We start from the raw sequence: 24498 nt of genomic DNA, 5'->3' as shown, positions 1-24498 counted from the left end.
GAAGCGGGACCGTGTATCTTCCAAGGAGGTTGGGAGATACTTCGCGGGCCCTGGAACCTGAGGGCCTTGAGGGGTGTATCGCTCCCGATGACCTCTGCCTCTGCCGCCCTGGCGCGCGATGTGGTCTGTCCCGAGCACCCCACCTTCAAGCCGGTGGGGACGTGCTCGCGGTGTGGCCGCTTCATCTGTGCCCGCTGTGAGACGTGGGGCGACCGCTGCGCTGCTTGCGAGTACCGGCAGCTCCGGGAGCTGCCCTCGCTGCGGACCCGGGGGAGCCTGGCGATGGGCGCGCTGGGGCTGGCAGCGATCGGGTTGTTGCTCGGCGCAATGCTCGACGGCTGGTTGATCAACCGGCTCCAAGGAGGGTGGGTGCCCCGAGACGCGGCGGCCACCTACCAGCGGCTCTGGGAGTTGCTGCGCGTGCCGCTGCTCGCGGTGCTGGGGCTGTCAGCGCTGTTCTTCCTGCGGTGGCTGCACCTGGCGGTGCGGACGGCGAGGGTGCTCGGCCTGGATCCGGGGACGACGCCGGGGTGGGCCGTGGCGTGGTGGTTCATTCCGCTGGCGCACTTGTTCGATCCGTACCTCGTGGTGCGCGGCCTGTGCCGGAGCCTGGGAGGCCACCGCAGCGCCAAGGCCGCGGTGACCGCGTGGTGGACGGCATGGGTGCTGGGCGGGATTGCTTGGATTGTCGAGCAGTACCTGCTGTGGACACGGGACTCCGAGCCGCTGCTGCTCACGTCCGCGCTGCTGGCGGGGTTCACGGCGCAGGTGATGCTGACGCTCGGAGCGCTGCTGTGCATGTCCGTCATCGCGCTGATCCAGGCCCTGACCGACGAGTGCCTGGATGACGTGGCGGAAGCCTCCTGAGCGCTCCTTCCAACGTTATGATTCGCGCTGTTGCAGCCAGAACCAATTCCCCCCGCTCCGAAGAGCGCCCTCCAGGAACCCGGAGAAGGAGTGGGCGATTTGCTTGCAATATTCCGGATCAGGCCATGCCTCGTGCCACCCATCGAGGATGGGGTAGCAGCCGCCCTGCTGACGGCTGATGTCCACCAAGATGTAGTCACCGTCCTGGAGATCGCAGATCGTGTACATAGAGGCCGGGCCGCGCGAATCGTCATCCTTGCCGCGGATGGCGACTCTGGCTCGCTGGATCTCGGCCAAGGACAGGAAGCGGTAGTCCGCGTCCGGGCGCCGCCTGAAGAGGGCCGCTCCATCACAGTGGAGATAGAAAGCTCGGAGTTCGGGATCCAGGCGCCAGCCCATCCGTCGCTCAAACGCCTCGATTTGCTCTGGCGTGGCAGGTGGATTCGGAAAGTGGTGGCGCGAGACCTCCTCGAGCAGAGCGTTCATGGAACTGGATCTCAATCCGTGTAGGGCAGGTCTGGACCCACAGTGCTCCACCTGCTGCCTCCGGCGTAGCACATGGGGTACTCGTCGGTGAAAACGCCATGAACATCGGGCGGCACGGGCAACACGTTGCGCTCGTTCGTCGGAGAACCTCCCCGCTGAAGATCCCGCGTAGCGTCCGCCCGCCGCGACAGGCGGTCCCGGGTACCTGCCCTGCCATTCCGTTTTGATGTCGGCCAGCCACATGCACCCCATGAGCTTGCGGCCTTCAGAGGCGCAATGCGTCTGGCAGGAATCCATCCACCGCTGATTGCACTGCCACGGCCCGTAGTAAATGGTCGTTCGGACCTGCCCGCCACCTGGGCCCGGCATCAGGGGGCCTTCCCACTTGGCGGATGCGGGTCCCGCACCTGGAACTGTTGTCCCGCTCGGCGTTTCACAGCCTGCGACGGCTGCCAACATCCACAGGGCAGAAACGAACCCGTGTTTTCGAAATGGCCGCAAAGCGAAGGAACGAGGACCTTCACGCGGAGGCTGGTCGTAGCGGACCTGTCGCCCGAAAGAAGTCACGGGCTACTCTAACGAAGCGCTGCCCACCGAGTGAATGCACATGAGTAGGCTCCTGTCTGGTGAGGTGGTTTCACCAACCTGTACGGAGCGCCCTCTCCGCCGGTTACAGTGGCTCGACATGAGCACGGCCCTCGAATTGGTGCTGGAGGCAGGAGACATCACCGAGGCGCGCGCGGACGTGGCGCTCTTCAAGTACGCGCAGAGCTTCTATGGAGTGTCGGGCGTCGTCTCGCAGCGGCTCGATGCCGTGGGCGTCCCCAAGTCAGACCTCGAAGCCCCTGTCGGAGATGCTCGCTTCGTGGAGACACGCGGCGCACTGACGGCCCCGCTGGCCCTGTTCCTCGGCACCGTGCGCCTCAACCAGCTCGGGTACCACGAGATTCGCCAGCTCGCCGTCCGCGCGCTCAAGGCCCTGGAGTCCCGCCCCGGCCTGCGCCGCCTGGCCAGCACCGTGCACGGCCCCAACTATGGGTTGGATGAGGACGAGGCCGTGCTCGCGCTCGCCGGCGGACTGGTAGAGGCCTTCCAGCGCGGCACCGGCCCCGAGACCCTGGAGCGCGTCACGCTCGTGGAGCTCGACCCGCGGCGCGCCCTGCGGCTGCGCAAGGCACTGGAGCGCGGGCTCGGAGGAACCCCCGGCGTCCAGCCCCTGCCAGGCGGTGGCTTCCGCGTGCAGCGCATGAGCGCCTTCGTCCAGGCCCCGCCCATGGCCACCGCGGGCACCACCTCCATGCAGAAGCCGCACGCCTTCGTGGCCATGCCCTTCGAGCCCGAGCTGGAGGACACCTACCACTACGGCATCCTCGGCCCCGTGAAGTCCACCGGCATGCTCTGCGAGCGCGTGGACCAAGCCGCCTTCGACGGCCCCATCATCCAGCGCATCCGCGAGCGGATTGACACGGCCAAGGTCGTCATCGCCGACCTCTCCATGGCCAACCCGAACGTGTATCTGGAGGTCGGCTATGCGTGGGGCCGGGGCCGCCCCACCGTGCTGCTGGTGCGCGACGTGAAGGAGCTGCGCTTCGACGTGGCCTCGTACCGCTGCATCGTCTACCGCAGCATCCGCGACCTCGAGACGCTGCTCACCCGGGAGCTGGAGCGGCTGGGCTGATCCCTCACGGGCCGTACCCTCTCTCTCAGGTTTTCCCCTGGCCTTTCGGCCATGAATCCCGTGGGTTCTGTGAATCTGTGACCTGCTGAACATACTGCCCGAGCTATGAAACTCTATGGGCAGTTGAACTTCTCCGACAGCAGTGTCCTCCCGTCCCTCAAGCTCGTCCTCGGTGCCAAGCCCGAAGCGCCGCTCTTCACCGGGGAGCTCACGAGCCCCGAAGGCGACTTCCTCCTCAAGGGCATCACCTCCTCGAAGCTCTCCTATCCCCTCACCTTGTTCGTGCTCCAGGACGGAGCCGCTCTCGCCGAGCGGAGCTTCCCGGACAAGGCCTCATTGGACGCGGTGCTGCTCGCGGAGACCAAGGCCGCCGAGACCGCGCGCCTCGTCATCCTCGAGCTGCCCTCACCCGAGGCCGTCGAGAAGGTGGTGAAGCTCGAGGCCTCCACCGCGACCCGCGCCCCGGTGCTCGTGGAGGAGGCGCAGACGGAGACCTCCAAGGCGAACACCTCGTCCGGGACCGTGCAGACCGTGAGCAACACGCCCAAGGCTCCCTCTGCGGCGGGCGCGCCCGTGCCCGCGGAGGAGCTGCGGCTGTTCCCCCTCCGAGGCTTCGTCACCAGCACCCGCACCAGCGAGTCCATCGCAGGCTATGTGCTGGAGATCTCCTGCCCCGACACCATCGCCCTGGATGACAAGGCCACGCCCATCCACCGGGAAATCACGCTCGGCTACAACGGCGCCTTCCAGGTGGACTTCACCGCCTCGGGCCGCTTTGCGGACAGCCCCCTCACCCTCGTGGTGCGCACCCCCAACGGGCTGCCCGCGCGCATCGTCTCGCCGCCCCAGCTCACCCTGACCCAGGCGCTCAAGCTCGCCTCGCTCGAGGTGAAGGTGGAGCCATTCACCCCTCCCGTCCTCACCCCCGGCTCCAGCGCTCCCACGAGCACCCGCGTCCTCAAGGGCCGGCTCGTCGAGCGCACCGGCAAGGCCATGAAGAGCCAGCAGATCATCCTCTACGGCCAGCGCCTCGGCGCGGATGGCAAGCCCGTGGAGGTACCGCTGGCCACGGTGAGCACGCACAGCACCGGGAGCTTCTCGGCGGTGCTCCCCAACGAGCCGTTCACCGGCGCCTATGCCGTGGTCTCCGCCCGCCCGGACACGCCCTGCCCCGTGCTGCTCGACGCCGATGGCCGCTTCCCTGCCTTCACCCAGCTGGTGATCGAGGCCGAGGAGTCTCCCACTCCAGGTGGCGCGGACGAGGACTGCGCCTGCCATGAGCCCACCCCCCGGCTGCCGGGCACCGAGGAGCTCGTCGCCGGCGAGTCCAGCTACTCGCAGGACATCGGCGGCTCGTGCGTCAACTTCACCGTGCCCAACCGCACGCTGGAGGAGTTCAGCCACCACGCCATCGTGCGGACCACGGATCCGCGCGGCCAGCTGGTGCCCATCAACGAGAATCCTCGCTGGGAGTGGAATGGCAACACGGCGGACACCGCCGGCTACGCCAAGCACCTGCACCGCACGCTGCGGCAGACGCTCGGGCCCAAGAACCCCATCCGCTGGGACGACGAGGCCACCGAGTTCGAGCTCTACCAGGCCGTCACGCTCGCCCACGGCCACGTCCTCCACTTCAAGCAGACGTTCAAGGCGGACGGCTACTCCATGGGGGACTTGCTCTACTCGCTGCCGCTGGCGCCCGGGCAGAAGAAGCAGCTCGTCATCTACGACTGGAACCGCGTGGACGAGGCCTCGCGCGCCGAGAGCACCGATGTCTCCGAGCAGCTGAGCCACAGCCTCTCGCGGGACCGGGACATCGACGAGATCCTCACCGGCACCCTGAGCGAGTCCATGAAGGGCGGCAGCAAGGCCAAGACGAAGGGCTGGTCCGCGGGCCTGGGGCTGGCGGGCAGCGGCAGCAAGGACAACATGTCCCTGGGCATCGCCACGGGCTTCAACCTCTCGGGGGGCTCGGGCACCTCGTCGGCGTGGCAGGACAACACGCGCGACATGACGTCCAGCCTGCACAACCGCCTGAGGGACTCGACGATGCAGGCCACCTCCTCGGTGCGCAGCCAGCGCTCCACGGTGGTCACCAGCGCACGCCAGGGCGAGACGTTCTCCGTGCAGACGGAGGTGGTGGCCAACCACAACCACTGCCACGCGCTCACCATCCAGTACTTCGAAATCCTCCGGCACTTCGTCGTCCAGCAGGAGCTGGTGGACGTGCAGGAGTGCCTCTTCGTCCCGCTGACGATGAGCCGCTTCACGGACGGGAAGGTGCTCCGCTGGCGCGAGTGCCTCTCCGAGCACCTGCTCTACGGGCCGGACACGGCCAAGGGCCAGGAGCTGCGCAAGGGCTTCGACGCCGTCGAGCGAATCTCTCGCAACTACCAGGGTGTGGACTTCCCGCAGCGCCGCGAGGCCAATGGCACGGTGACGTTCCTGCCCTTCTGCGAGGAGTCCATCGATGAAGTCTTCGGTGAGTTCCAGCTGCGGCTCACGCTGAGCCGCCCGGCGGACGCGCAGGATGGCACCTTGGACATCAACACCTGGGCCACCCTGAGCCACCTCTTCCGGGGCCTGGAGCTCAACGGTGTCCGCAACCTCTTCGTCAAGATGACGGCCGCCGAGCGCGACCGCGCCTTCCAGGAGCAGCACGCCCCGGCCCTGGCGCGCAACTTCGTGGAGCAGCTGCGCTTCGAGGCCATCCTCGCGGACGGCACCACGGTGAGGGACATGCGGCTGGACTGCACGCTGCTGACGGACTACGCGCCGGGCAAGCCGCTCACGGTGTCGGTGCGCTCCACGCGGGTGCAGGACCCCAAGGCCCTGCAGGCGGGAGTGAACCGGCAGGGCTTCTCCGGGACGCCCACGGACCTGAAGCGCAGCCAGGTGGTGGGCCTGCGGCTGCTGTCCCCGAGCGTGAGCGTGTCGGGCAGCTTCGCCATCCTCGACCGGGGCACGCTGCGCTACCGGACGCGCCACCACACGGGCGTGCTGCTGAACGACCGGGCCATCCGCAACGACATTGGCTTCGCGGATCAGATCTTCCTGCCCACGCCACTCACCCCCGAGGAGCAGCGCAACCCGTGGCAGGAGGACCAGCGGATGGCCCAGCAGCTGCGGGACCACCTGAACCGGGAGAACCTCGAGTACTACCACCACGTCATCTGGTGCCACGGCATCACCCCGCACCGGCGGTACATGATGCTGGACCGCATCCACCTGGCGCAGGACGAGTTCAACACCGTCTACGCGCAGCGCGGAGTGCTGGGGCGCTCGCTGGCGTCGCTGGTGGAGAACCGGCTCTTGGGCGTGGCGGGCAACTGCCTCATCTTCCCGGTGGCGCGCGGCTTCAACCTCGACCCGACCTATGAGCTGGGCCGACCCGAGGTGAGCGGCAGCGCGGCCACGGCCTTCGCCTCCCTGCTGGAGCACTACCAGACGGAGGCCGAGCGCGAGGGCGGCCAGAAGATCGCCTTCCGCCTGAGCGTGCCCACGCCGGGCGTCTTCGCCGAGGCGGTGCGCGGGGCCTGCAACGCCTGCGAGCGCATCGACGACACGCGGTTCTGGCGCTGGGAGCAGTCCCCCATCGACGAGCCCACCGCCATCAACCCCGTCAGCACGGACAGCCGCTACCAGGCGCCGCAGGACACCAAGCCCTCGCCGCTGGCGCAGCCGGTGGTCAACATCCAGAACGCGCCGGCCGCTCCGGATCCGACGGGGGTGGGCGCGCTGCTGACGGCGCTCGGGCAGGCGAGCCCGTTCGCCAACCTCACCGGCCTGGACCAGAACCAGAAGAACGCGCTGGCGGCGATGACGTCCAACCAGGAGGCCGCGAAGTCCTACGCCCAGATGGCCACCCAGCTGGCCATGGCGGCCCAGAGCAGCCGCAACGCCGCCAACCTGAACGACCAGATCGACCGCGCCTTCCCGCCCAGCAAGTACCCGGAGAAGAACCAGGAGTGGAAGGAGCGGGTGCTCCAGGCGCAGCTCGGCGGCGGCTCACAGCCGGGGAAGCAGGAGTCCCCGCTGCAGCAGATGGACCTGATGGAGACCATCGGCGCCGTCCGCCAGAGCCCGGGCATGGAGGTCAGCGTCGGCGAGTCCCAGGTGGAAGTCCGCAACGGCGCCGAGGGCCGCCAGCCCACGGGCGGCACCGAGGGCTCCAGCGGGGACGCAGTGGGCACCCCGCAGCCCGAGCCCACGCCCGAGCCCTCCACGTGGCCGCCCATCGAGGGCTACGCCGCGGCGAAGGCGATGATTCCGCAGCTGTTCGAAATCATCGAGACTTCGGACGCCTTCCAGGAGCGGGCCATCGAGCCCTTCTGCGATCCGGACGCGCCGGACTACGTGCCGCTGGTGATGACCGTCCGGCGGCAGCCGGCTGACATTGATGGATGGTGCGGCATTCAGGTACGGGATCCCTCGGACACCACCACTCCCGGTGGGCACTGGGTGCCCCTGTATTCGCTGTCACGGGAGCTGCCGGGGTTCGATCCCAACCAACACCTGCGGATCTTCCTCTACATGGCGCTGGGCGGGATGGTCACCTGGCATCCCGGGGGCATGGCGCTCGTCATGTCCCACGAGCTGGCGCTGCACGGGCTCAGCGCGCGGCAGATTATCCTCCGCGCCCGGAGCGAGGGGTGGACGCTGAGGGCGCTCCGGGACTTCTACGTCACCCACGTGGACACCGAGGTGGACCACCGGCAGATCATGCCGGGCACCAACGCCGACTACGAGGCCGTCAACAATGACTTGGAGCGGGTGCTCCAGCAGCCGCGCTGGCGGCGGATGATGGTGAAGCTCCGGAGCTCGTTCGTGACGCCCGCGGGAGAGCGGGTGAATCCGAACCAGGCGTTGCTTGCCTTGCCAACGCGTGCTGTCGCGCCGCACAGCTCGAGCTTGTACAACCTGAACCTCAACCACCGGCTGTACTCGGCCTTCCAGTTGTTCGTGTTCGATCGGCAGATGGAGAAGGACGTGTTCTACAACCCCAACCACTTCTTCACGTTCCTGGGCAAAGGCTCCCGGGTCGACACCCGGGCCTGGGACTACCTCGACCCGCAGCAGGGCGGGCAGTGATGACAGGCCGCGAGCACGGCCTCACGCGATGTGCACCTCTTCGCGGATGCCGTGCTCGTGGATCTTGTTGAAGAGGGTCTTGTAGCTCACCCCGAGCAGCCGGGCGGCCACCGTCTTCTGGCCCCCGGCGGCCTTCAGCGCGGCGATGACCGCGGCGCGCTCGGCCCGCGCCACCGCCTCGCGCAGCGTGGGCACGGAGGAAGACTCGGGGCTCGGAGGCGTGGGCGCTGACGCCTCCTCGTGGGGCGGCACCGGCTCGGCGGGCGGAGCGGCCTTCGTAGGCTGCGCTGTCACGCGGAGTGACTCCGTGTCGAAGCGGCCGAGCACCACCGCTCGCGCGACGAAGTTCTCCAGCTCGCGCACGTTGCCGGGCCAGGGGTATTCCGTCGCACGCCGCAGCATCTCCGCGTCGGGCCGGGGTGCCCGCTGGCCCTGGCGCGCCGCGTGCTTCTCCAACAGGTGGTCGATGAGGCCAGGGATGTCTCCGGCCCGCTCGCGCAACGGGGGCAGCCGGATGGGGATGACCGCCAACCGATAGAGGAGATCCGCGCGGAACTGCCCGCTCGCGGCCATCGCGTCCAGGTCTCTGTGGGTGGCGGAGATGACGCGGATGTCCACCCGCACCGCCTCACGTCCACCAATCCGGGTGATCTCGCGCTCCTGCAGCACCCGCAGCAGCCGGGCCTGGGCATCCAGCGACATGTCGCCGATCTCGTCCAGGAAGAGCGTGCCGCCCTCCGCCGCCTCGATGAGGCCCTTGCGCCGGGCGTGCGCTCCGGTGAAGGCGCCGCGCTCGAAGCCGAACAGCTCGGACTCCAGCAGCGAGGACGGCAGCGCCGCGCAGTTCACAGACACGAATGGCCCATCCATCCGGGGCGAGGCCCTGTGGATGGCGCGGGCCACCAGCTCCTTGCCTGTGCCGGACTCACCGCGCACCAGCACCGTGGCCTCCGAGGCCGCCACCCGGGGCAGCAGCGCCGCCACATCCTTGAGCCCTCCCTCGGTGCCGATCAGCTCTCCACCGGACGCCTTCTTCTCTTCAATCTTGGGCGCCGCCAGCTCCAGCTCCTCCCAGCGCCTCCCGGACTCCAGCGCGGCCCCCACGGCGGAGACGAGCCGCTCGTTGGTGAACGGCTTCACCAGGAAGTCCGCCGCGCCGGCTCGGAGCGCTTGCACCGCCCGCTCCACCGTACCGAACGCCGTCGCCACGATGACCGGGGTGCGCAGCCCCTGCCCTCGCAGCGTGTCCAGCAGCACCAGCCCATCCCCATCGCCCAGCTTCACATCGAGGATCAGCAAGTCCGGCGCCCGCCGCGAGAGGTACGCCGTCGCCGCCGCCACGGACTCCAGCGGCGCCACGCGCAGGCCCCGCGCGCTCAGCACGTCCACATACAGCTCGCGCAGGTTGCGCTCGTCCTCGACGACCGCCACCTCAGCCCCTGCTGCCTCTGCTGTCTGCTCGCTCATCGCGACACCTCCCGCGCCTCGGCTACGGCCACGGGCAGCACCACCCGGGCCACCGCGCCCGTCTTGTCCTCACGGGGCACCAGGCTCAGGCGGCCTCCCGCTGCCTCGATGGCCGAGCGCGAGATGGCCAGCCCCAGCCCCGTGCCGCCCTGCTTCGTCGTGTAGAACGGCCGGAAGAGTTGCTCGCGGTCCACCCCGCCGAGCCCCGTGCCCTCATCGCGCACCTCGATCACCACCTGAGCCTCCTCGCTCCGGGCCACCACTTCGATGCGGCCGCCGGGGCGCCCCCGCATCGCGTCGGCGGCGTTCTTCAGCAGGTTCAGCAGCACGCCCCGCAGCTCGTCCTCGTCACCCACCACCCTCAGCGCCGGATCGAGCCTCGCGGTGATGGGAGGAATGTCCACCTCGCCCTCGGCCACCGCCACCGCCTCCAGGGTGACACGGGACACGTCCAGGGGCTTTCCCTCCAGGCGGCCCTTCGGCGCCCTCCCGAGGCTCAGCAGCTCCTGCACCTTGGAGTCGATGCGATCGCTCTCCTCGCGGATGATGCGCACCGCCTTCTCGAAGCGCTCGCGCTGCTCGGAGGCGACGTGGGCGCGGTAGTCCCCGAGCAGCTCCGCGTAGCCGCGCAGGGCCGCCAGCGGGTTCTTGATTTCATGGGCCACGGAGGCAGCCAGCTCTCCGGCGATGGCGAGCCGCTCGGCGCGCTCCAGCCGGCTGCGCAGCGCGGCGGCCTCGGAGCGAGAGGCGGACAGCAGCCCCGTGAGCCGCGCCTGCTTGGGGAACAGGAGGAACTCGAGCCACCGGCTGAGCGGATCTCCCAGCCCCACGAAGAGCAGCGAGGCCAGCAGCGCCACGCCCACGGTGATGGCCACCTGGCCCAGATCCACCGAGTAACCCAGCGCCCGCAGCACCGCGATGACGGTGAACGCCGACGCGATGGCGAGCAGCGCATGGGTGACCGCGCGCGTGACGGGCGGGCGCACATCCACGCGATCGTGGAGGATGTAGCTGAGCGTCATCATCTCCGCGGCGAGGATGGTGCACAGGATGATGGCCGCGCCGGAGACGCTGCCCTTCAGCAGCTCGACGCCCTCGCGGATCGCACACACGAGCAGCGAGGCGACGACCACGGCGACCACGTGCCGCGAGAGCCGCCGGATGGCCGCGTTCTCACTGCGGCAGAGCAGCAGGCGCACGGCGCCGATGAAGACCACCGTGCCCAGTCCGAGCAATTGCAGCAGCACCGGCGCCAGCGGGAGGTGGGTGGTCGCCGTCACGAAGGTGGCGAGCCCGGAGAGCCCCAGCCCTCCCAGGAGCAGCACCAGCACCAGCCACCGGCGCACCCGGGATGGACCGAGGTCCATCAAGGCATCCCCCGCGAAGCCCGAGACGGCCAGCAGCGCCGCGAAGGAGGCGGTGGCGCTCACGGGCTCGCGGGTGTTGGGGTCCAGCAAGAGGACGAACCAGGAGAGGGCGAACAGCGTCACGCCCACGGGGCCCACGGCGAAGAGGCGCTTGCGGGCATCGCTCCAGCCGGAGGCGAGCACGTAGCCGGCCAGCAGCGCGTTGAAGAGCGCCACCAGGAGGGCGACCACGGACGAGGCGAGGAAGAACGACGACATGGGAGAACCCGGGTGGCGGCGCATCTCCACCGGCCGGGTCCGAGGCTAGCGCCTCTGGGGTTGCTTCCCAAGACACCCCGCAGGGGGGCGCGGTTTCGGTAGGCTGGGAGGCATGAGCCCTGCGCGCCTCGTGCTGTGCCTGACGCTGCTTGTCCCAGGCCTGGGGTTCGCCCAGACCTCCGAGGAGTGGACGCCCTACACGCCGCCTGCGACGGAGGCGCTCCCGCCACCGCCGCTCGTTCCGGCGGAGCCGCCTCCTCCTCCGCCGCCCGCCGAGACACCGCCCAAGGGCGAGCTCATCCCGCGGCGGCTGCTGGGGCAACGGGGCGAGCCGGATCAATCCGCGCTGCGGCTGGTCATCATGCCGTGGAGCAGCGTCATCATGGGACTGGCGGGGGCCATCGTGGGCACCATCCCGACGGCCATCCTCGCGTTGCCCGTCTGCGCGACGTCGGACGAGAAGCCCGCTTGCGGCGTCGCCATTGGCGCGTCCCTGTCCGTGTCCTACGCCGTGGGAGTCACCCTGGGTGTGAGCCTCGTGGGGAGGATGACGGGAGGCGAGGGAGACGGGCTGGTGACGTTCTTCGCCGCGTTGGCGGGCTCAGCGGTGGGCGCGGGCATCGGCGTGGCCACCCAGAGCACGGCGGGACTCATTCTGGGGCTGACCTTGACCCCGGTGCTCTTCGCGGTGACGGCCTACGAACTGACTCACAGTATGGCCATGCAGCGCTCCCAGTTGGAGCTCCAAGCCCGCTCGAAGGTCCGGCTCATGCCCGTGGTGAGCGTGACGCCCCAAGGAGGGCTCCTCGGGGGACTGGCCGGGCGGTTCTGACGTAGGTGTAGGGACTCGGAGGCAACGTGTCGCGGTTCAGCTGGCTTCACCTGTCGGATCTTCTCTTCGGGCCCCACGGCTCGCGGCTGATGCGCCCCGAGTTCCGCGAGGCCCTTGAAACCGATCTGCGCAAGCTCCACGACCAAGCCGGGCCTTGGGACGTGGTGTTCCTCACTGGGAATCTGACGCAGACGGGCAGCCCCCGTGAGTTCGCGCTATTGAATTCCACGCTGAACTCCTTGTGGGACTACTTTCGAAGCCTGGGTTCGAATCCCTTGCTACTCGCGGTCCCTGGGGAATCAGACTTTGCGCCGCGTGATGCTTCCTCGAGCCTGTTCCTCCGCACCACTGCTTCTCAGTTTCCCAAAACCTTCAGCCATGCCGTAAGTCCTTCCTCCACACACGTCGTCAGCGGCGCGTTCCAAGCCTACACAGAGTGGGCTTCCCAGCAGCAACGCCTGCACTCACCTTTGATCCAGCTGCGGAACGGTTTCCTACCCGGAGACTTCTCTACGACAGTGAAGGCGGGCGAATGGAAGATCGGCGTTATCGGTCTCAACTCTGTCTTCGAGCCTGGTACAGACAGCAGTGAGAGCCAGCGAGAAATCAACGTAGAGCAAGCGGAGGCTGCCACTGGCCACGACCTCCAACGTTGGGCGCATCAGCATGAGCTGATCCTGCTGCTGACGCATGCTCCACCGGGAGTCTTGAGATCCAAGTCCCTCGCACGCCTGCACGAGAGACTTGGCCCCTCAGGCCGTCCTTTCCTGCACCTGTGCGGTGGGTTCGACATAACAGGGTGGAGGGAACCCTGGCCCGATCCTCCCCAATACTCCCACTGGGCTCGAGCAGTGCAGGCTTTGTCGCTCTTCGGGGAGACAGGAGCCGACACTTTTTTTTGGGGATACGCCGTGGGAGAAATCTACAAGTCCAAGCTCCGGCTTCATTCCCGCCCCCTCTCCTCGCAGGAGGAACTGTTCACCACGCTCCAAGCTAAATGGAGCTGGGAGCCCGACACAACTTCCATACCCCTGGCTGCGCTGATCCAATATCCCAGTGAGCTGACTGGTGAGAACCGCACGGATTCTCCACTCTGGTTCCCTCTGTTGACGCGCACGCCTCCGGAAGACGTACCGTCTCCCAGGAACAGTTCCTCGCAGGCCCCCTGGATCCGGGAGGATATGCCAGAACCCTCTCCGCTCCCATTGGGGATCCGGCTTCGCCAAGTGCTGGGGACGGGCCGCCAAACCGTAAGCCGGCTGGCCTGGAGTCCATCCGGCGATGCGCTGGCAATTGGGTGCGAACAAGGGCATCTGGCGTACTGGCCCCTCGCAGAGCAGATCCCTTCCTGGATAGCATCTGCTCACACGACCGTCGTTACGGACCTCTGCTTCACGCCGGACGGAGAAACCCTTCTCTCGCGCTCCAAACGTGCTCTCCGGCTCTTGCACACGAAAGGGACCCCCAGCGACATCGAGGTCGAGCTACTCCCAGCCGGTGACGGGAACAGACTCGCCTGCTCTTCATTAGGTTGGCTCGCCGCTGATGTCGGGCAGGGAAACCTGCGCATCTGGAACACGCCCACCCGCAAGTTCCTGGGTGAACTCACAAGGCCAGCACCGCTCGAGCCTGTGAGTTGCTTGGGTTGGGCTCCCGATGCACCCATCCTAGCCTGCGGCTTTATTAATGCCCAAGGTGGGTCCTGTCTCATCCTCTGGCGGCTGAGCGAAGTGGATAACCGGTTCGTGCCCACGCTTGCATCTTCAATGCAGGGCTTCGGGGTGCTCGACCTAACTTGGAGGCCGCACTCACCGCTTTTGGCACTAGCGACGGCAGATGGCGGCATCCATGTCTTGAATGCCGAGCAAGACCGCACAGTGACGCGATTGGAAGGCCACACAGCCTCGGTGCTGTCCGTCTCGTTCTCCGCAGATGGCCGCCTGCTCGCCTCCCATTCGACGACTGGAGACATTCTCCTGTTCCGCACCGATACCTGGGAGATAGTGGCACGCTTCCAGTCCCCCTCCTCGAAGAAATTCCTGACTCGGGGAGTGGCTTTCTCTCCCACGCGCAACATCTTGGCCTCCGTGGGACCAGACTTCCGCAGCCTTTTTCTCTGGGACATCGACGCGGACACTCTCTTGAGAGCCAAGCCTCCGTCCGCCACCGTCCACGAGGTCAGCGCGAAGGTGGTGCTCGTGGGGGAAGGGCGCGCGGGAAAGAGCAGCCTCGCGCTGCGCATGGCTCAGGATCGCTACGAAGAGATGGAGTCCACCCACGGGATGCGGTTCTGGTCCCTCCCGGCGGAGCCCCAGCGCTCGGACCCCACCAGCGCCCAGACGCGGCGCGAGCTCATCCTCTGGGACATGGGAGGACAGAACGAGTACCAGCTCGTGCATCAGCTCTTCCTGCGGGACTCGACCGCTGCCGTGATGGTCATGGAGCCGGGACGCGGCGAGCGGGCCCTGGAGGAAATCGAAGGCTGGAACCAGCGCCTCCTGGCGCACACCGGCACCCGGAACATCCGCAAGCTCCTGGTGGGCAGCAAGGTGGACAGCCTGGACTCGCCGGTGGATCTGCCCGCCATCGAGCGGCTGGTGCAGCGCTGCCAGTTCACCTCCTATCTGTCCACCAGTGCCAAGACGGGCCAGGGCATCCCCGAGCTGAAGGCCGCGCTGGCCGAGGCCATCGACTGGAACAGCATCGAGCAGGTCAGTCGCCCGGAGCTCTTCCAGCGCATGCGCCAGCACCTGCAGCAGCTGCGCGAAGCCCGGCACGTGGTGCTCACCTTCTCGCAGCTGGAGGCCGAGCTGCGGCGGGAGATGGGCAACGACTTCGACCCGGAGGTGCTCCGCTCCGTCGTGGGACCGCTCGCCCGTCAGGGGCGTGTCGCCGACACACGGCTGGCCGACGGCACCCGCGTCCTCGTCCTCGAAGTGGAGCAGGTGGAGCGCTACGCCGGCTCGCTCATCCTCGCCGCGCGAGACAATCCCCACGGAGTGCCCGCCATCGACGTGGCCAAGGTGCTCTCCCCAGCCATGAAGTTCCCGCGCCTCGCCGCCGCGGAGCGCCTGCCTCGCGACCAGGAGCTGTTGGTGCTCGACTGCGTCATCGAGCTGCTGCTCGAGCACGGGCTCTGCTTGCGCCATGAGGGGCTGCTCATCTTCCCCTCGCTCTTCCGCCCGACGCAGCAGGAGGCAGGCCAGGACTTCCCGCACGCCATCTCGCTGCACTACGACTTCTCCGGCCCCATCGACAACATCTACGCCTCGCTGGTCACCTCGCTCGCGCTGAGCCGCCGGTTTGGTCCCATGCGGCTGTGGCAAGACCGGGCCGAGTTCAGCCTTGCAGGCCAGGAGAGCTCGGGCGTCCGCCGAGTGCGTGAGGGCCGCCAGGGGGCTCGTGGCCACGCACGGCTCGACGTCTACTTCGATCCGGAGACGCCCACCACCACCCGCGCGCTGTTCGTGAACATCATCGAGGAGCACCTGCGCGAGCAGGGGGTGGAGCTGCTGGAGCGGCTGAGTATCACCTGCACGTGTGGCCGGGTGTTCGCCGAGGACGTCGTCCGGGAGCGGCTCCACGTGGGCCACTCGGACATTGGATGCCCCGTGTGCGATCGCCGGACACCGCTGACGCTGGGCGCCCAACAGGCACGCGAGCGCAACCCCGAGCTGCACCAGCAGGTCCGAGCGCTGCGCACCGACATTCAAGAGCAGCGCTCCCAAAACATCACCGAGACGAGGGTGAGCATCACCGAGGCCAAGACCGTGAAAACCTCCGCTGACACCCCGCTGCGCATCCTCCACCTGAGCGATCTCCATGTGGGCGCCACGCAGGATCCCTTGAGCCTGCTCCAGCCGCTGGATGCGGACCTGAAGGACCGGTACGACGGGCTCGGGGTGGACAGGCTGGACTATTTGGTCATCTCGGGAGACCTCACCAACAGGGCCTCACCCCAGGAGTTCGAGAAGGCGCGCGAGTTCGTGTCCTCGCTCATCGAGCGGTTCGGTCTCACGTCCGAGCGCTGCATCCTCGTGCCGGGCAATCACGACCTGGACTGGGACACGGAGGTGTACACCCGGAAGAAGAAGCGCCAGGTGGACGCCCGCGCGCTCGTGCCGGGCACGTACAAGGAGGACGGTGACGGGTACTACCTGCGGGACGAGGCGAAGTATCCGGAGCGCTTCAAGAACTTCTCCCAGCACTTCTACCACCCGCTCATGCAGCGGCCGTACCCGCTGGCGTCCGAGGAGCAGTGCCTCTCCTTCTTCTTCAGCGAGTCGCGCATCCAGTTCCTGGCCATGAACTCGGCCTGGGAGATCGACGAGTACTTCACCGAGCGCTCCAGCATCTCCGAGCGGGCCCTCTCCCGTGGCCTCGAGGCCGCCCACCTCGAGCTGGCCGGAGCACGGAAGCGGGGTGAGCTTCAGGAGGACGCCCAGGTGCTGCGAATCGCGGTGTGGCACCACCCCATCACGGGCAACGAGAAGATCCAGGCGGACTCTTTCATGGGCCGGTTGCTGCAGGCGGACATCCGCGCCTGTCTCCACGGACACGTGCACGAGGATCGAGCCGACCTGGTGAATTACCTGCATCCGGGACGGCGGCTCCATGTCGTGGGCGCAGGGAGCTTCGGTGCTCCCACCCACCACCGTCCCGAGTCCGTTCCGCGCCTGTTCAACCTGCTGGAGGTTCAGCGCGACCTGAAGCGCATGCGCGTCCACACACGGTGCCTGCGCAAGCAGGGCGGCGCCTGGGAAGGCTGGGCGGTCTGGCCGGGTGAGCGACCCGGAGAGAAACGCACGTACTACGAGGTGACGCTGCCCTGAGCCGCCGCCGTCCCTGCGGGACTCCGCTGAACCGGTCTACTTGTCGGACAGGTTTAGCCAGAACCTTCCCGGAGGGTGGCGCCGACAAGGAGTTCAGCGTCTCCCTCGCCGGACTCACCGTCCACCGCGCGAGAATTGTGGCGCGAGGACAGGCCCTCGGTCCTCTCGTCTGTCCGAGGAACCACGGGCGTTTAGTCCGTGCCCCTCAGTCCCGCCGTGTTGGCACGCGACATGCTGTACCGCGCTGGCAATGCCGGGGCCTCATGACTTGTTCGCGCGCTACACCTTCAGTCACCCCGAGCGGGCAGCGGCGGAGCTGAGAGCCGTGTTGCCACCCGAAGTGGCTGCCCGGGTGGACTGGTCTACGCTCCAGCATGAGTCGGGGACCGTGGTGGACCCCAAGCTGCGTGAGAGCCAGAGCGACTTGCTGTTCTCGGCCCGGCTCCATTGCGGGCAGCCCGTGCTGCTCTACTTCCTGCTGGAGCACCAGTCCTCGGTAGACCGATGGATGGCCTTCCGAATGCTGCGCTACGTGGTGCGCCAGCTGGAGCACTGGCTTCAACGGCACCCGGACAGCGAAGCGCTGCCCGTGGTGATTCCCGTAGTGCTGTATCACGGGCCGGAGAGTGGCTGGACGGCGCCCCGAAGGATGGAGGAGCTGTTCCATCTTCCGAAAGAAGGTGCGGAGCGATGGCAGGTGCTGGTGCCACGCTTGGAGTATCTGGTGGACGACCTGACAGCGGAGCGAGAGGAGGTGCTCAGGGCTCGGGCGGGTCCACCCCTGGTGCCACTAGCGCTGCTGCTGCTGCGCTTCGGCCGCTCCGAACACGTCGCCGTGTTGTTGGACCGGTGGAGACCGTTGCTGGCCGAATTGCTGGATTCTCCGCAAGGTGTGGAGCAGCTACACGCCGTGGTGCATTACCTGTTTTACGTAGGCCGGGACGCTGCCTACGAAGCGCTGTGGCGCGTGTTAAATTCAGTGGCCAGTGAGCACAGCAAGGAGGAGCAGGTGCGCACCATCGCGGAAATGCTCATGGAGAAGGGACACGCCCGAGGCTTGGTGGAGGGCCTGGATAAAGGGCGAGCGGAAGGGCGAGCGGAAGGGCGGGCGGAAGGCCAGGCGCTCGAACGGGCCCACAGCGTCCTCAAGATCCTGGCTGCCCGTGGCATCCCCGTGCTCGATGCGGATCGCCAGCGCATCCTGTCGTGCACAGACCTGGACACGCTCGATCAGTGGTTCGATCGCGCCCTGAAGGCCACGACCCTCTCCGAAGTCATGTTGAGCGGGTAGTCCGCGCCCACAAGTCCCGCGAGGCGAGCACCGCGCCGCCGACGATGAACAGACAGGCCAGGGCCAGCTCCACACTCGGGCTCGCCCTTCCCGCCAGGATGAGCAGCAGCGTGGAGAGCAGCGGCGTGGCGTAAGAGAGCCCGCCCAGCGCCTTGATGTTCCCCCGCTTCATCCCCACATCCCAGACGAAGAACGCCAAGCCCGTGGGCCCCACGCCCATGAGCAGCAACACGCCCCACTCCGCCGGGCTCGGCCACACCGTGCGCTCGAACACCCCGTGACACAGCGCCGCGAGCACCGCCGTCGCCCCACAGAAGCCTCCCACCGTGTCCGTGGGCACCGCCCCAAAGCGGCGCGACAGCACCGAGTACGCCCCCCACGTCACCGCGCACGCGAGCGCCGAGGCATACCCCGCCGCGTACTCCGCCCGGAACGCCACGCGTCCCCCGCCCGTCACCAGCAACAACGAGCCGCACAGCCCCAGCACCACCCCAGCGATGTGCCACCACCGCAGGCGCTCGCCCGGCAGCAGCGCCGAGAACAGCACGATGAGCAGCGGCCACAGGTAGTTGATGAGGTTCGCCTCCACCGGTGGCGCCGTCTTCAGCGCCAGGAAGTAGAAGAAGTGGTAGCCGAACAGCCCACCCACCCCCATGCCCCACACTGCGGCCGGCTGGCGCAGGTGGCCGGCAATGTCCTCGCGGAACAGCACCCACTTGCCCACGCACAGCAGGAACGCGATGGCGAACGAGATCGCCACAATCTCGAACGGAGGAATGTCCCCCGTCCCCGTCGTCAGGAACGCCAGGCACGCCCAGAGCAGAATGGCCACCGCGCCAATCGCCGTGGCGCGAGCCGTGGAAGCAGCAGAGGAGAGGGCCATGACGCGCCCCTCCTTATATACGGTGCACGGAGCGCCGCTACGCCTGGGTATCGGCCTCCCGCATCCGCAGCAGCGAGGCCGACTGGTACTGGCTGGCCTCGCGGAAGGCCAGCTTCGCCGAGCTGTCCGCCTCCAGCTTCGCCTGCACGGACTCAGGCAGCTGCGCGTACAAATCCTCCCCCAGGAGCTCTTCAATCCGGTCCACCGACGTGCGCGAGCTCTCCAGGAAGCGAGCGATGTTGTCCGTCCCCTTCGGCGCGTCCTTCACGTTGGGCACCATGTACGCGAACATGCTCAGGTTGCCGTTGGGCAGCTCCAGCAACACCGTCTTGAAGTTGTGCGTCGGCACGGCGATGCGGCGCGCCTCGTTGCCAATCGTCTGGAGCGCCTCGGGCGGCAGCGACTTGCCCTGCGCATCCAGGTACAGGTTGCCCGTCATCACGTACGCCTTGCCGCCGGTGGTGCTCACCAAGTCCCGCACCGCGTCCTCCAGCGTCGCCCACGACTGCTGGTTCACGTTCGGGTACTGCGGCGCCATGTTGCTCATCAGGTGGCTCTCGTCCATCGCCGCCTGATCCGGCGAGTCCGCCGCCGGCTTCATGTGCCCGCGATCGAACCCCGAGCCCCGGTAGTCCGTGCCCTTCACCCCGCTCGAGCCCAGCTCGGGGTCCGCCTCGAACTGGCTCTTGTCCCGGTCCACGTCGAGCGGCCGCTCCTCCAGGTCCGCCGCCGACAGCATGTGGCTCACGAACGAGGGCACGTTCTTCGCCTCGTCCAGCGAGACGCGCATGTACTCCTTCAGCAGCTCCCGGCCGCGGCCCTCCGAGCCGGGCGGCCGCAGCGGATCCACCTCTCCCGCGCTCTCGGCCACCTTGCTCTCGAACATCGCGCTCTTCTGATCCGGCACCCACTGCACGTCCTGCACCTTGCCGGCCTTCACCTCGGTGAAGAAGGAGTCCAGCTCCGTGCGCGACACCTTCCCGTCCCCGCTCAGGTCCGCCCGGCGCGCCACCGCGTCCTGCCAGTCACTGTCGAACGCATCCACCGCCAGCGAATTCGCACCGCCCGCCAGCTTCTGCTCCAGCGCCTTGCGCTCCTGCTGCAGCGCCGTGGACGTCAGGAAGCGCGCGTCCCCCGGGTTCTGCAGGTAGCGGTCCACCTCCGCCGCCGACACGCTGCCGTTGTCCCGGCGCGAGCTCGTGGGGCTCGCCGCGTCCGCCGCCTTCAGCAGATCCGCCTGCCAGCTCCCCTCCTTCCAACCGAACTTCTGCTGCAGCTCGGAGATGGGCACCTCGCGCGCCGTGGAGCGCTGCCAGGACGTGCCGGACACGCTCGTCCCCGGCGTAATGGACGCCACGAGCGAAGGCGCAGCGCTCTTCGGGGGAATCTGCATCGGGCGGGCCTCCTGAGGCGCCCTTCCAAAGGGGAGGAAGGAAGGTAAAGAGTTATCGCTCTTAACTCGTGAGAAGTTTCCTCACATGTAGGCTCACCTGTAAAGACAGGGACTTAGCGGATGCGGTCCGCCTGGGCCCGCTGAACGGTCTGGACGATGCGCGCCTCGGCCTGGAGCCGCTCCACATAGGCGGCAGGGAGGAAGGCGCGCTCGGCGGCCCGGGCATGGGCCTCGAGGAAGGCCACACTCACCACGCCCTGCGGAGCCTGCCCCGGAGCCGGTGGCGTGAAGGCTCGCGCGGAGAGCGTAGCCCCGGAGGCCGTGCGCACCCGCACCATGCGCTCCTCGGCCGCCTGCGCCAGCGCCGACTCCAGCCGCGCCACCACCGTCCAGGTATGCGCGGGCATGCGCCGCAGCAGCCCCAGCACCTTGCGGCCCGGCGCATCCACCAGCCGCGCCACCCGCCCGCCCCACTCCGCGGCCTGCGCGTCATAAAGGAGGTCCACATCCAGCGCCTCGGCCAGCTCCCCATCCGGCAGCGGGAGGACGGGCAGGTTCCGGAGCCGCTCGCGCGCCACATCCGGCGAGAGCGAGAGCGCGAAGGCGAACCAGGGCAGCGGAGGAGGGCCGGACATGGCCTCAGTCTACTCCTCGCCCTTGCCTCTCGGGGCCGGAGGAGCATCCGGCTCGGTGATGGTCTGCCAGCGCGCCGTCTCCTCCGGACCGGGGCGGCCCTCCAGCAGCTCGTGCGGACGGAACATGCCCTTGTAGCGCAGCGAGGCGCAGCCCCTCACGCGATAGCCCAGGTACATGTGCGGCAGGCCACGCTCGTGGGCGAGCTCCACCTGCTTCACGATGTTGGCGGTGCCCAGCGAGTACTCCGCGTAGGCCGGGTGATAGAAGAAGTACGCCGCGCTCCACGAGTCCGCCGTCTCGTCGCACAGGCCCACGGCAATGAGCTTCGGGCCGCCCTCGGCCTCGTCGTCATACCAGGCCACCTCGCGCGCGCACGGGTGGGGGAAGGCGAACTGGAGGAAGTACTCGCGGGCCGTCAGCTCCGAGGCGGGCCAGTCCCGGGCCTCCTCCCGCCAGCCGTGCCACGCGTGGTAGAGCGCCAGCCGCTCGGGATCCACCTTGGGGATGCCCACCTCCACGCGGAAGTGGGAGCAGGCGGCGCGGGCGCGGCGCTGGCTGCGGTTGGGCCGGAAGGTGGCGGTGGGAATGCGCAGGGTGACGCACTCGGAGCACGCCTGGCACGCGGGCCGGAAGTACACCGGGCCGAAGCGGCGCCACCCGCGCGAGAGCATCGCCTCGAACTCCTCGGGCGACACGTCCATCATCACCATCTGCTCGAGCGAGGCCTGCTGGTCGGGCAGGTAGCTGCACGGTCCGGGCGGCTCCGTGTCGTGGTGGACGATCTTCGGCGGCATGGGTACCCCATTGATTCAGGGTGGGGATGCTCCTTGTCAAGCACCCACCGGTTGCTCGGCGGGCAATGAAGCGGGAACAGCACACACGGCTCGGGTGTCCACCTCGCGTGCAACTCAGCTCATCACCTGTCTCTCGCTGCCTCGGGGTGCTGCTGGTGGGGTGGACTGTCCTCTCCCCGCCAGCCCAGGCCGCCGAAGCGTCCGCCGTGGACGCTTTCGAGGCGTACCTCCGCCCGCCCGCGCCTCCCGCGGATGGCTTCGAGCCCCTGCCTGGCGCCTCGCGCTCTCCAGCCGGGAGCGAGGTGCGTGCCCTGGCGCACGGGCGTGTGGCGGAGGTGGGCGCGGAGGGCCGCTCGCTCACGCTGGATCACTTCTATTACGAGAACCACGAGCTGCGGCATGTCCGCTCGGAGTACGCGGAGCTGGAGGGCGTGACACTGCGCGCCGGCGCCTCGGTGACGCGCGGGCAGCCCCTGGGCCGGGTGGGCACGAAGGGGCGCCTCGCGGTGTCACTGCATGCCGAGAAACGTCTCTCGGCCGCCGAGGCCCGGAGCTTCACCGAAGCCCGAGCCCGCCTGCCGCTGCCCGGGAAGGAGCCGGTGCTGCTGCTCGTCTCCCAGGCGAGCAACGAGCTGCGGCTGTACGAGCGAGGCCGCGAGGTGTCCCGCGTGGAAGTGGGCTTCGGGCAGGCCGAGGGCCGCAAGCAAGTGCGCGGAGACAACCGCACGCCCTCGGGCATGTACTTCGTGGTGCAGAAGCACCGGGGCCGCTTCAGCGGAGCCTACGAGGCCTACTACGGCGGCCACTGGATCCGGGTGAACTACCCCAACGCGTATGACGCGGAGCGAGGGCTGACCCAGGGCCTCATCACCCGCGAGGCGCGGAACCGGATCGCCCAGGCCTGGGAGGAGCGCAAGGCGACGGACGCCTCGACGCGGCTGGGCAGCGGCATCGGCTTCCACGGGTGGGCAGGCGAGTGGTCGCTCGAGGAGACAGGCGGCCGGCTCTCCTGGGGCTGCATCGTCCTGCACAACCCGGACATCGCTCGCCTCTTCGACCAGGTGCCCGAGGGCGCGATGGTCATCCTCTTCTGAGCGAGGCGCGGCTACGCGCTTGCTCCCCTCTGCCCCCGCTCCTCGCGAAGGCTCGCGGAGGCAGAGAAGGCCACCCGGGGAAGGCGCAAGGTGAAGCAGGAGCCCTTGCCCAGCTCACTCTCCACCTCGATGTGCCCGCCCTGCGCGGTGACGATGCCATGGGCCACCGCGAGCCCCAGCCCCATGCCCTTCCCCGGAGGCTTGGTGGTGAAGAACGGCTCGAACAGGCGGCGCCGCGTCTCCGGCGACATCCCTGTTCCCGTGTCGCGGATCTCCACCCGCACCTCCTCCCCCTCGCGGCGCGTGGACAGCCGGACCGTGCCCCCGGGCGGCGTGGCCTGTCCCGCGTTGACCAGCAGGTTCAGCAGCGCCTGGCCAATCTGCCGGGGCCGGCCCACCACCGTCCCCACCTCTCCCAGCGCCACCTGCACCTCGCAGTGGCTCAGCTCCCTGTGCGCGAGGCGCAGCGCCGTCTGCGCCTCGGCGTTCAAGTCATACTCGGCCGGAATCTCGGGGTCTCCCCGGGCAAAGTGCCTCAGGTCCGACACGATGGCGTTCACCCGCTTGATGCCATCCAGCGTCTCCGGCAGCACCTCGTCCACGTACTCCTTCAGCGGCTCGGCCAGCACCGGCTGAAGCTGCAGCTCCTTGTAGAGCGAGCTGACGTTGCTGGTGACGAAGGCCATCGGGTTGTTGATCTCATGGGCCACCCCCGCGGCCATCATGCCCAGGCTGGAGAGCTTCTCCTGCTGGAGGGCCCGCTCGTGCATCACCCGAAGCTGGTCCTGCGCCCGCGCGAGCTGCTCGCGCCGCGCGATGACCTCCTCCAGCGTCTGCTGCAACAGCTCCGCCCGCTTCGCACTCAGCAGGAAGCCCAGCACGCCAATGATGCTGAAGGCCAGGGGCTGGTACGGATCACACCCGCTCCACAGGGCCGCTCCATCCATGACGGCCATGAGCAACACCGCGCGGACCCACCCCCACCGATCCAGCCCATGGAGCCACAGCAGGATGAAGGGGACATAGATCCACAGCAGCAGGCTCCACCCGGCCCACAGCCCGATCGCCACCAGGGTGCCCGCGTTCACCCCCAGCCGGATCCACTCCGTCACGCTCGGGCCCCACCGCTGGACGCCAAACCGCGCCAGCAGGCCGTTGGCGGTGAAGCGCACCACGGACGCCACGAAGACAAAGCCGAACACGTCCCACTGCCCCAGATACTGGAACGTGACCGACAGGGAGAGCACCAGCCCTCCCTTCATCTGCAGGGGATGAAGCCTTCTCAGGAGCTGCTCGGGGTCCACCACCCGGGGCTGGACCTCCGGTGAAGTACTCATGGACTTGCTCCGAACCTACCTCGGGCGGCCTCAGCACGAGCGCGCCGCTCAGCCACCCTCACCATAATTTTTGAAGTATAGTGGGCCGGCGACTCCTGGGGAAAACCACGACCGGGACACCTTTCGTCCGTGTGGAAGGGGTCTGGCACATCACGGGGGAAGCGGTTTAAGTGAGCCTTCTCGGTGTTCTCC

At 68.2% G+C, this 24498-nt stretch carries 15 protein-coding genes; 7 read left to right on the top strand and 8 right to left on the bottom strand.

Annotated features, from left to right (window positions below; translation table 11 throughout):
* Positions 1–87: 87 nt before the first annotated feature.
* A complete protein-coding gene (locus DB31_RS19455) occupies positions 88–867 on the top strand; it encodes a DUF4328 domain-containing protein (protein ID WP_044189703.1) in 780 nt (259 codons plus the stop codon).
* Between the two features lie 15 nt (positions 868–882).
* Here the strand turns inward: DB31_RS19455 and DB31_RS19450 are convergent, their stop codons facing one another.
* The gene (locus tag DB31_RS19450; protein WP_044189701.1) at positions 883–1353 is read right to left on the bottom strand and encodes an SMI1/KNR4 family protein; all 471 of its coding nucleotides are present in this window, start codon (positions 1351–1353) and stop codon (positions 883–885) included.
* Between the two features lie 685 nt (positions 1354–2038).
* Between DB31_RS19450 and DB31_RS19445 the strand changes: the two genes are divergently transcribed.
* Together DB31_RS19445 and DB31_RS19440 are read left to right on the top strand one after the other, a co-directional pair.
* A complete protein-coding gene (locus DB31_RS19445) occupies positions 2039–3031 on the top strand; it encodes a TIR domain-containing protein (RefSeq protein ID WP_044189699.1) in 993 nt (330 codons plus the stop codon).
* Positions 3032–3136: 105 nt separating this feature from the next.
* Positions 3137–8122: a hypothetical protein gene (locus tag DB31_RS19440; RefSeq protein ID WP_044189697.1), complete on the top strand. Its 4986-nt coding sequence runs from the start codon at positions 3137–3139 to the stop codon at positions 8120–8122.
* A gap of 21 nt (positions 8123–8143) precedes the next feature.
* Here the strand turns inward: DB31_RS19440 and DB31_RS19435 are convergent, their stop codons facing one another.
* Positions 8144–9589, bottom strand: a complete 1446-nt coding sequence (locus DB31_RS19435; RefSeq protein ID WP_052420096.1) for a sigma-54-dependent transcriptional regulator — start codon at positions 9587–9589, stop codon at positions 8144–8146.
* The gene (locus tag DB31_RS44930; protein ID WP_052420095.1) at positions 9586–11214 is read right to left on the bottom strand and encodes a sensor histidine kinase; all 1629 of its coding nucleotides are present in this window, start codon (positions 11212–11214) and stop codon (positions 9586–9588) included. The genes DB31_RS19435 and DB31_RS44930 overlap by 4 nt, the downstream gene beginning before the upstream one ends.
* A gap of 112 nt (positions 11215–11326) precedes the next feature.
* On the opposite strand from DB31_RS44930, the gene DB31_RS19425 reads away from it, so the two are divergent.
* From DB31_RS19425 to DB31_RS19410, 3 genes are all read left to right on the top strand, one after another.
* The gene (locus DB31_RS19425) at positions 11327–12046 is read left to right on the top strand and encodes a hypothetical protein (RefSeq protein WP_044189695.1); all 720 of its coding nucleotides are present in this window, start codon (positions 11327–11329) and stop codon (positions 12044–12046) included.
* A gap of 89 nt (positions 12047–12135) precedes the next feature.
* Positions 12136–16878 (top strand): metallophosphoesterase, encoded by a 4743-nt coding sequence (locus tag DB31_RS51435; RefSeq protein WP_338034307.1) that lies wholly within the window; start codon positions 12136–12138, stop codon positions 16876–16878.
* A gap of 250 nt (positions 16879–17128) precedes the next feature.
* The gene (locus DB31_RS19410; protein WP_075306050.1) at positions 17129–18169 is read left to right on the top strand and encodes an Rpn family recombination-promoting nuclease/putative transposase; all 1041 of its coding nucleotides are present in this window, start codon (positions 17129–17131) and stop codon (positions 18167–18169) included.
* On the opposite strand, the gene yddG is transcribed toward DB31_RS19410, so the two are convergent.
* The 4 genes from yddG to DB31_RS19390 form a co-directional block, all read right to left on the bottom strand.
* Positions 18153–19052, bottom strand: coding sequence for an aromatic amino acid exporter YddG (gene yddG / locus DB31_RS19405; RefSeq protein WP_044189680.1), 900 nt, complete (start codon positions 19050–19052; stop codon positions 18153–18155). The two genes, DB31_RS19410 and yddG, sit on opposite strands and share 17 nt — an antisense overlap.
* Positions 19053–19089: 37 nt before the next feature.
* The gene (locus DB31_RS19400) at positions 19090–20445 is read right to left on the bottom strand and encodes a DNA/RNA non-specific endonuclease (protein ID WP_083968454.1); all 1356 of its coding nucleotides are present in this window, start codon (positions 20443–20445) and stop codon (positions 19090–19092) included.
* Positions 20446–20558: 113 nt separating this feature from the next.
* On the bottom strand, positions 20559–21080 hold the full coding sequence (locus DB31_RS19395) for a gamma-glutamylcyclotransferase (RefSeq protein ID WP_044189678.1): 522 nt from the start codon (positions 21078–21080) through the stop codon (positions 20559–20561).
* 9 nt (positions 21081–21089) lie between these two features.
* Positions 21090–21875, bottom strand: coding sequence for an arginyltransferase (locus tag DB31_RS19390; protein WP_044189675.1), 786 nt, complete (start codon positions 21873–21875; stop codon positions 21090–21092).
* A 107-nt stretch (positions 21876–21982) separates the two neighbouring features.
* Here DB31_RS19390 and DB31_RS44925 point away from each other — a divergent pair, with 107 nt between their 5' ends.
* Entirely contained in the window at positions 21983–22969 is a 987-nt protein-coding gene (locus DB31_RS44925; protein ID WP_169787073.1) for a L,D-transpeptidase family protein, read from the top strand.
* Positions 22970–22980: 11 nt separating this feature from the next.
* On the opposite strand, the gene DB31_RS19380 is transcribed toward DB31_RS44925, so the two are convergent.
* Entirely contained in the window at positions 22981–24306 is a 1326-nt protein-coding gene (locus tag DB31_RS19380; RefSeq protein WP_083968450.1) for a sensor histidine kinase, read from the bottom strand.
* Between the last annotated feature and the right edge of the window lie 192 nt (positions 24307–24498).

The organism is Hyalangium minutum, from assembly GCF_000737315.1.
GTDB classification, from domain to species: domain Bacteria; phylum Myxococcota; class Myxococcia; order Myxococcales; family Myxococcaceae; genus Hyalangium; species Hyalangium minutum.
This window is presented reverse-complemented; position numbering and strand designations above follow the sequence as displayed.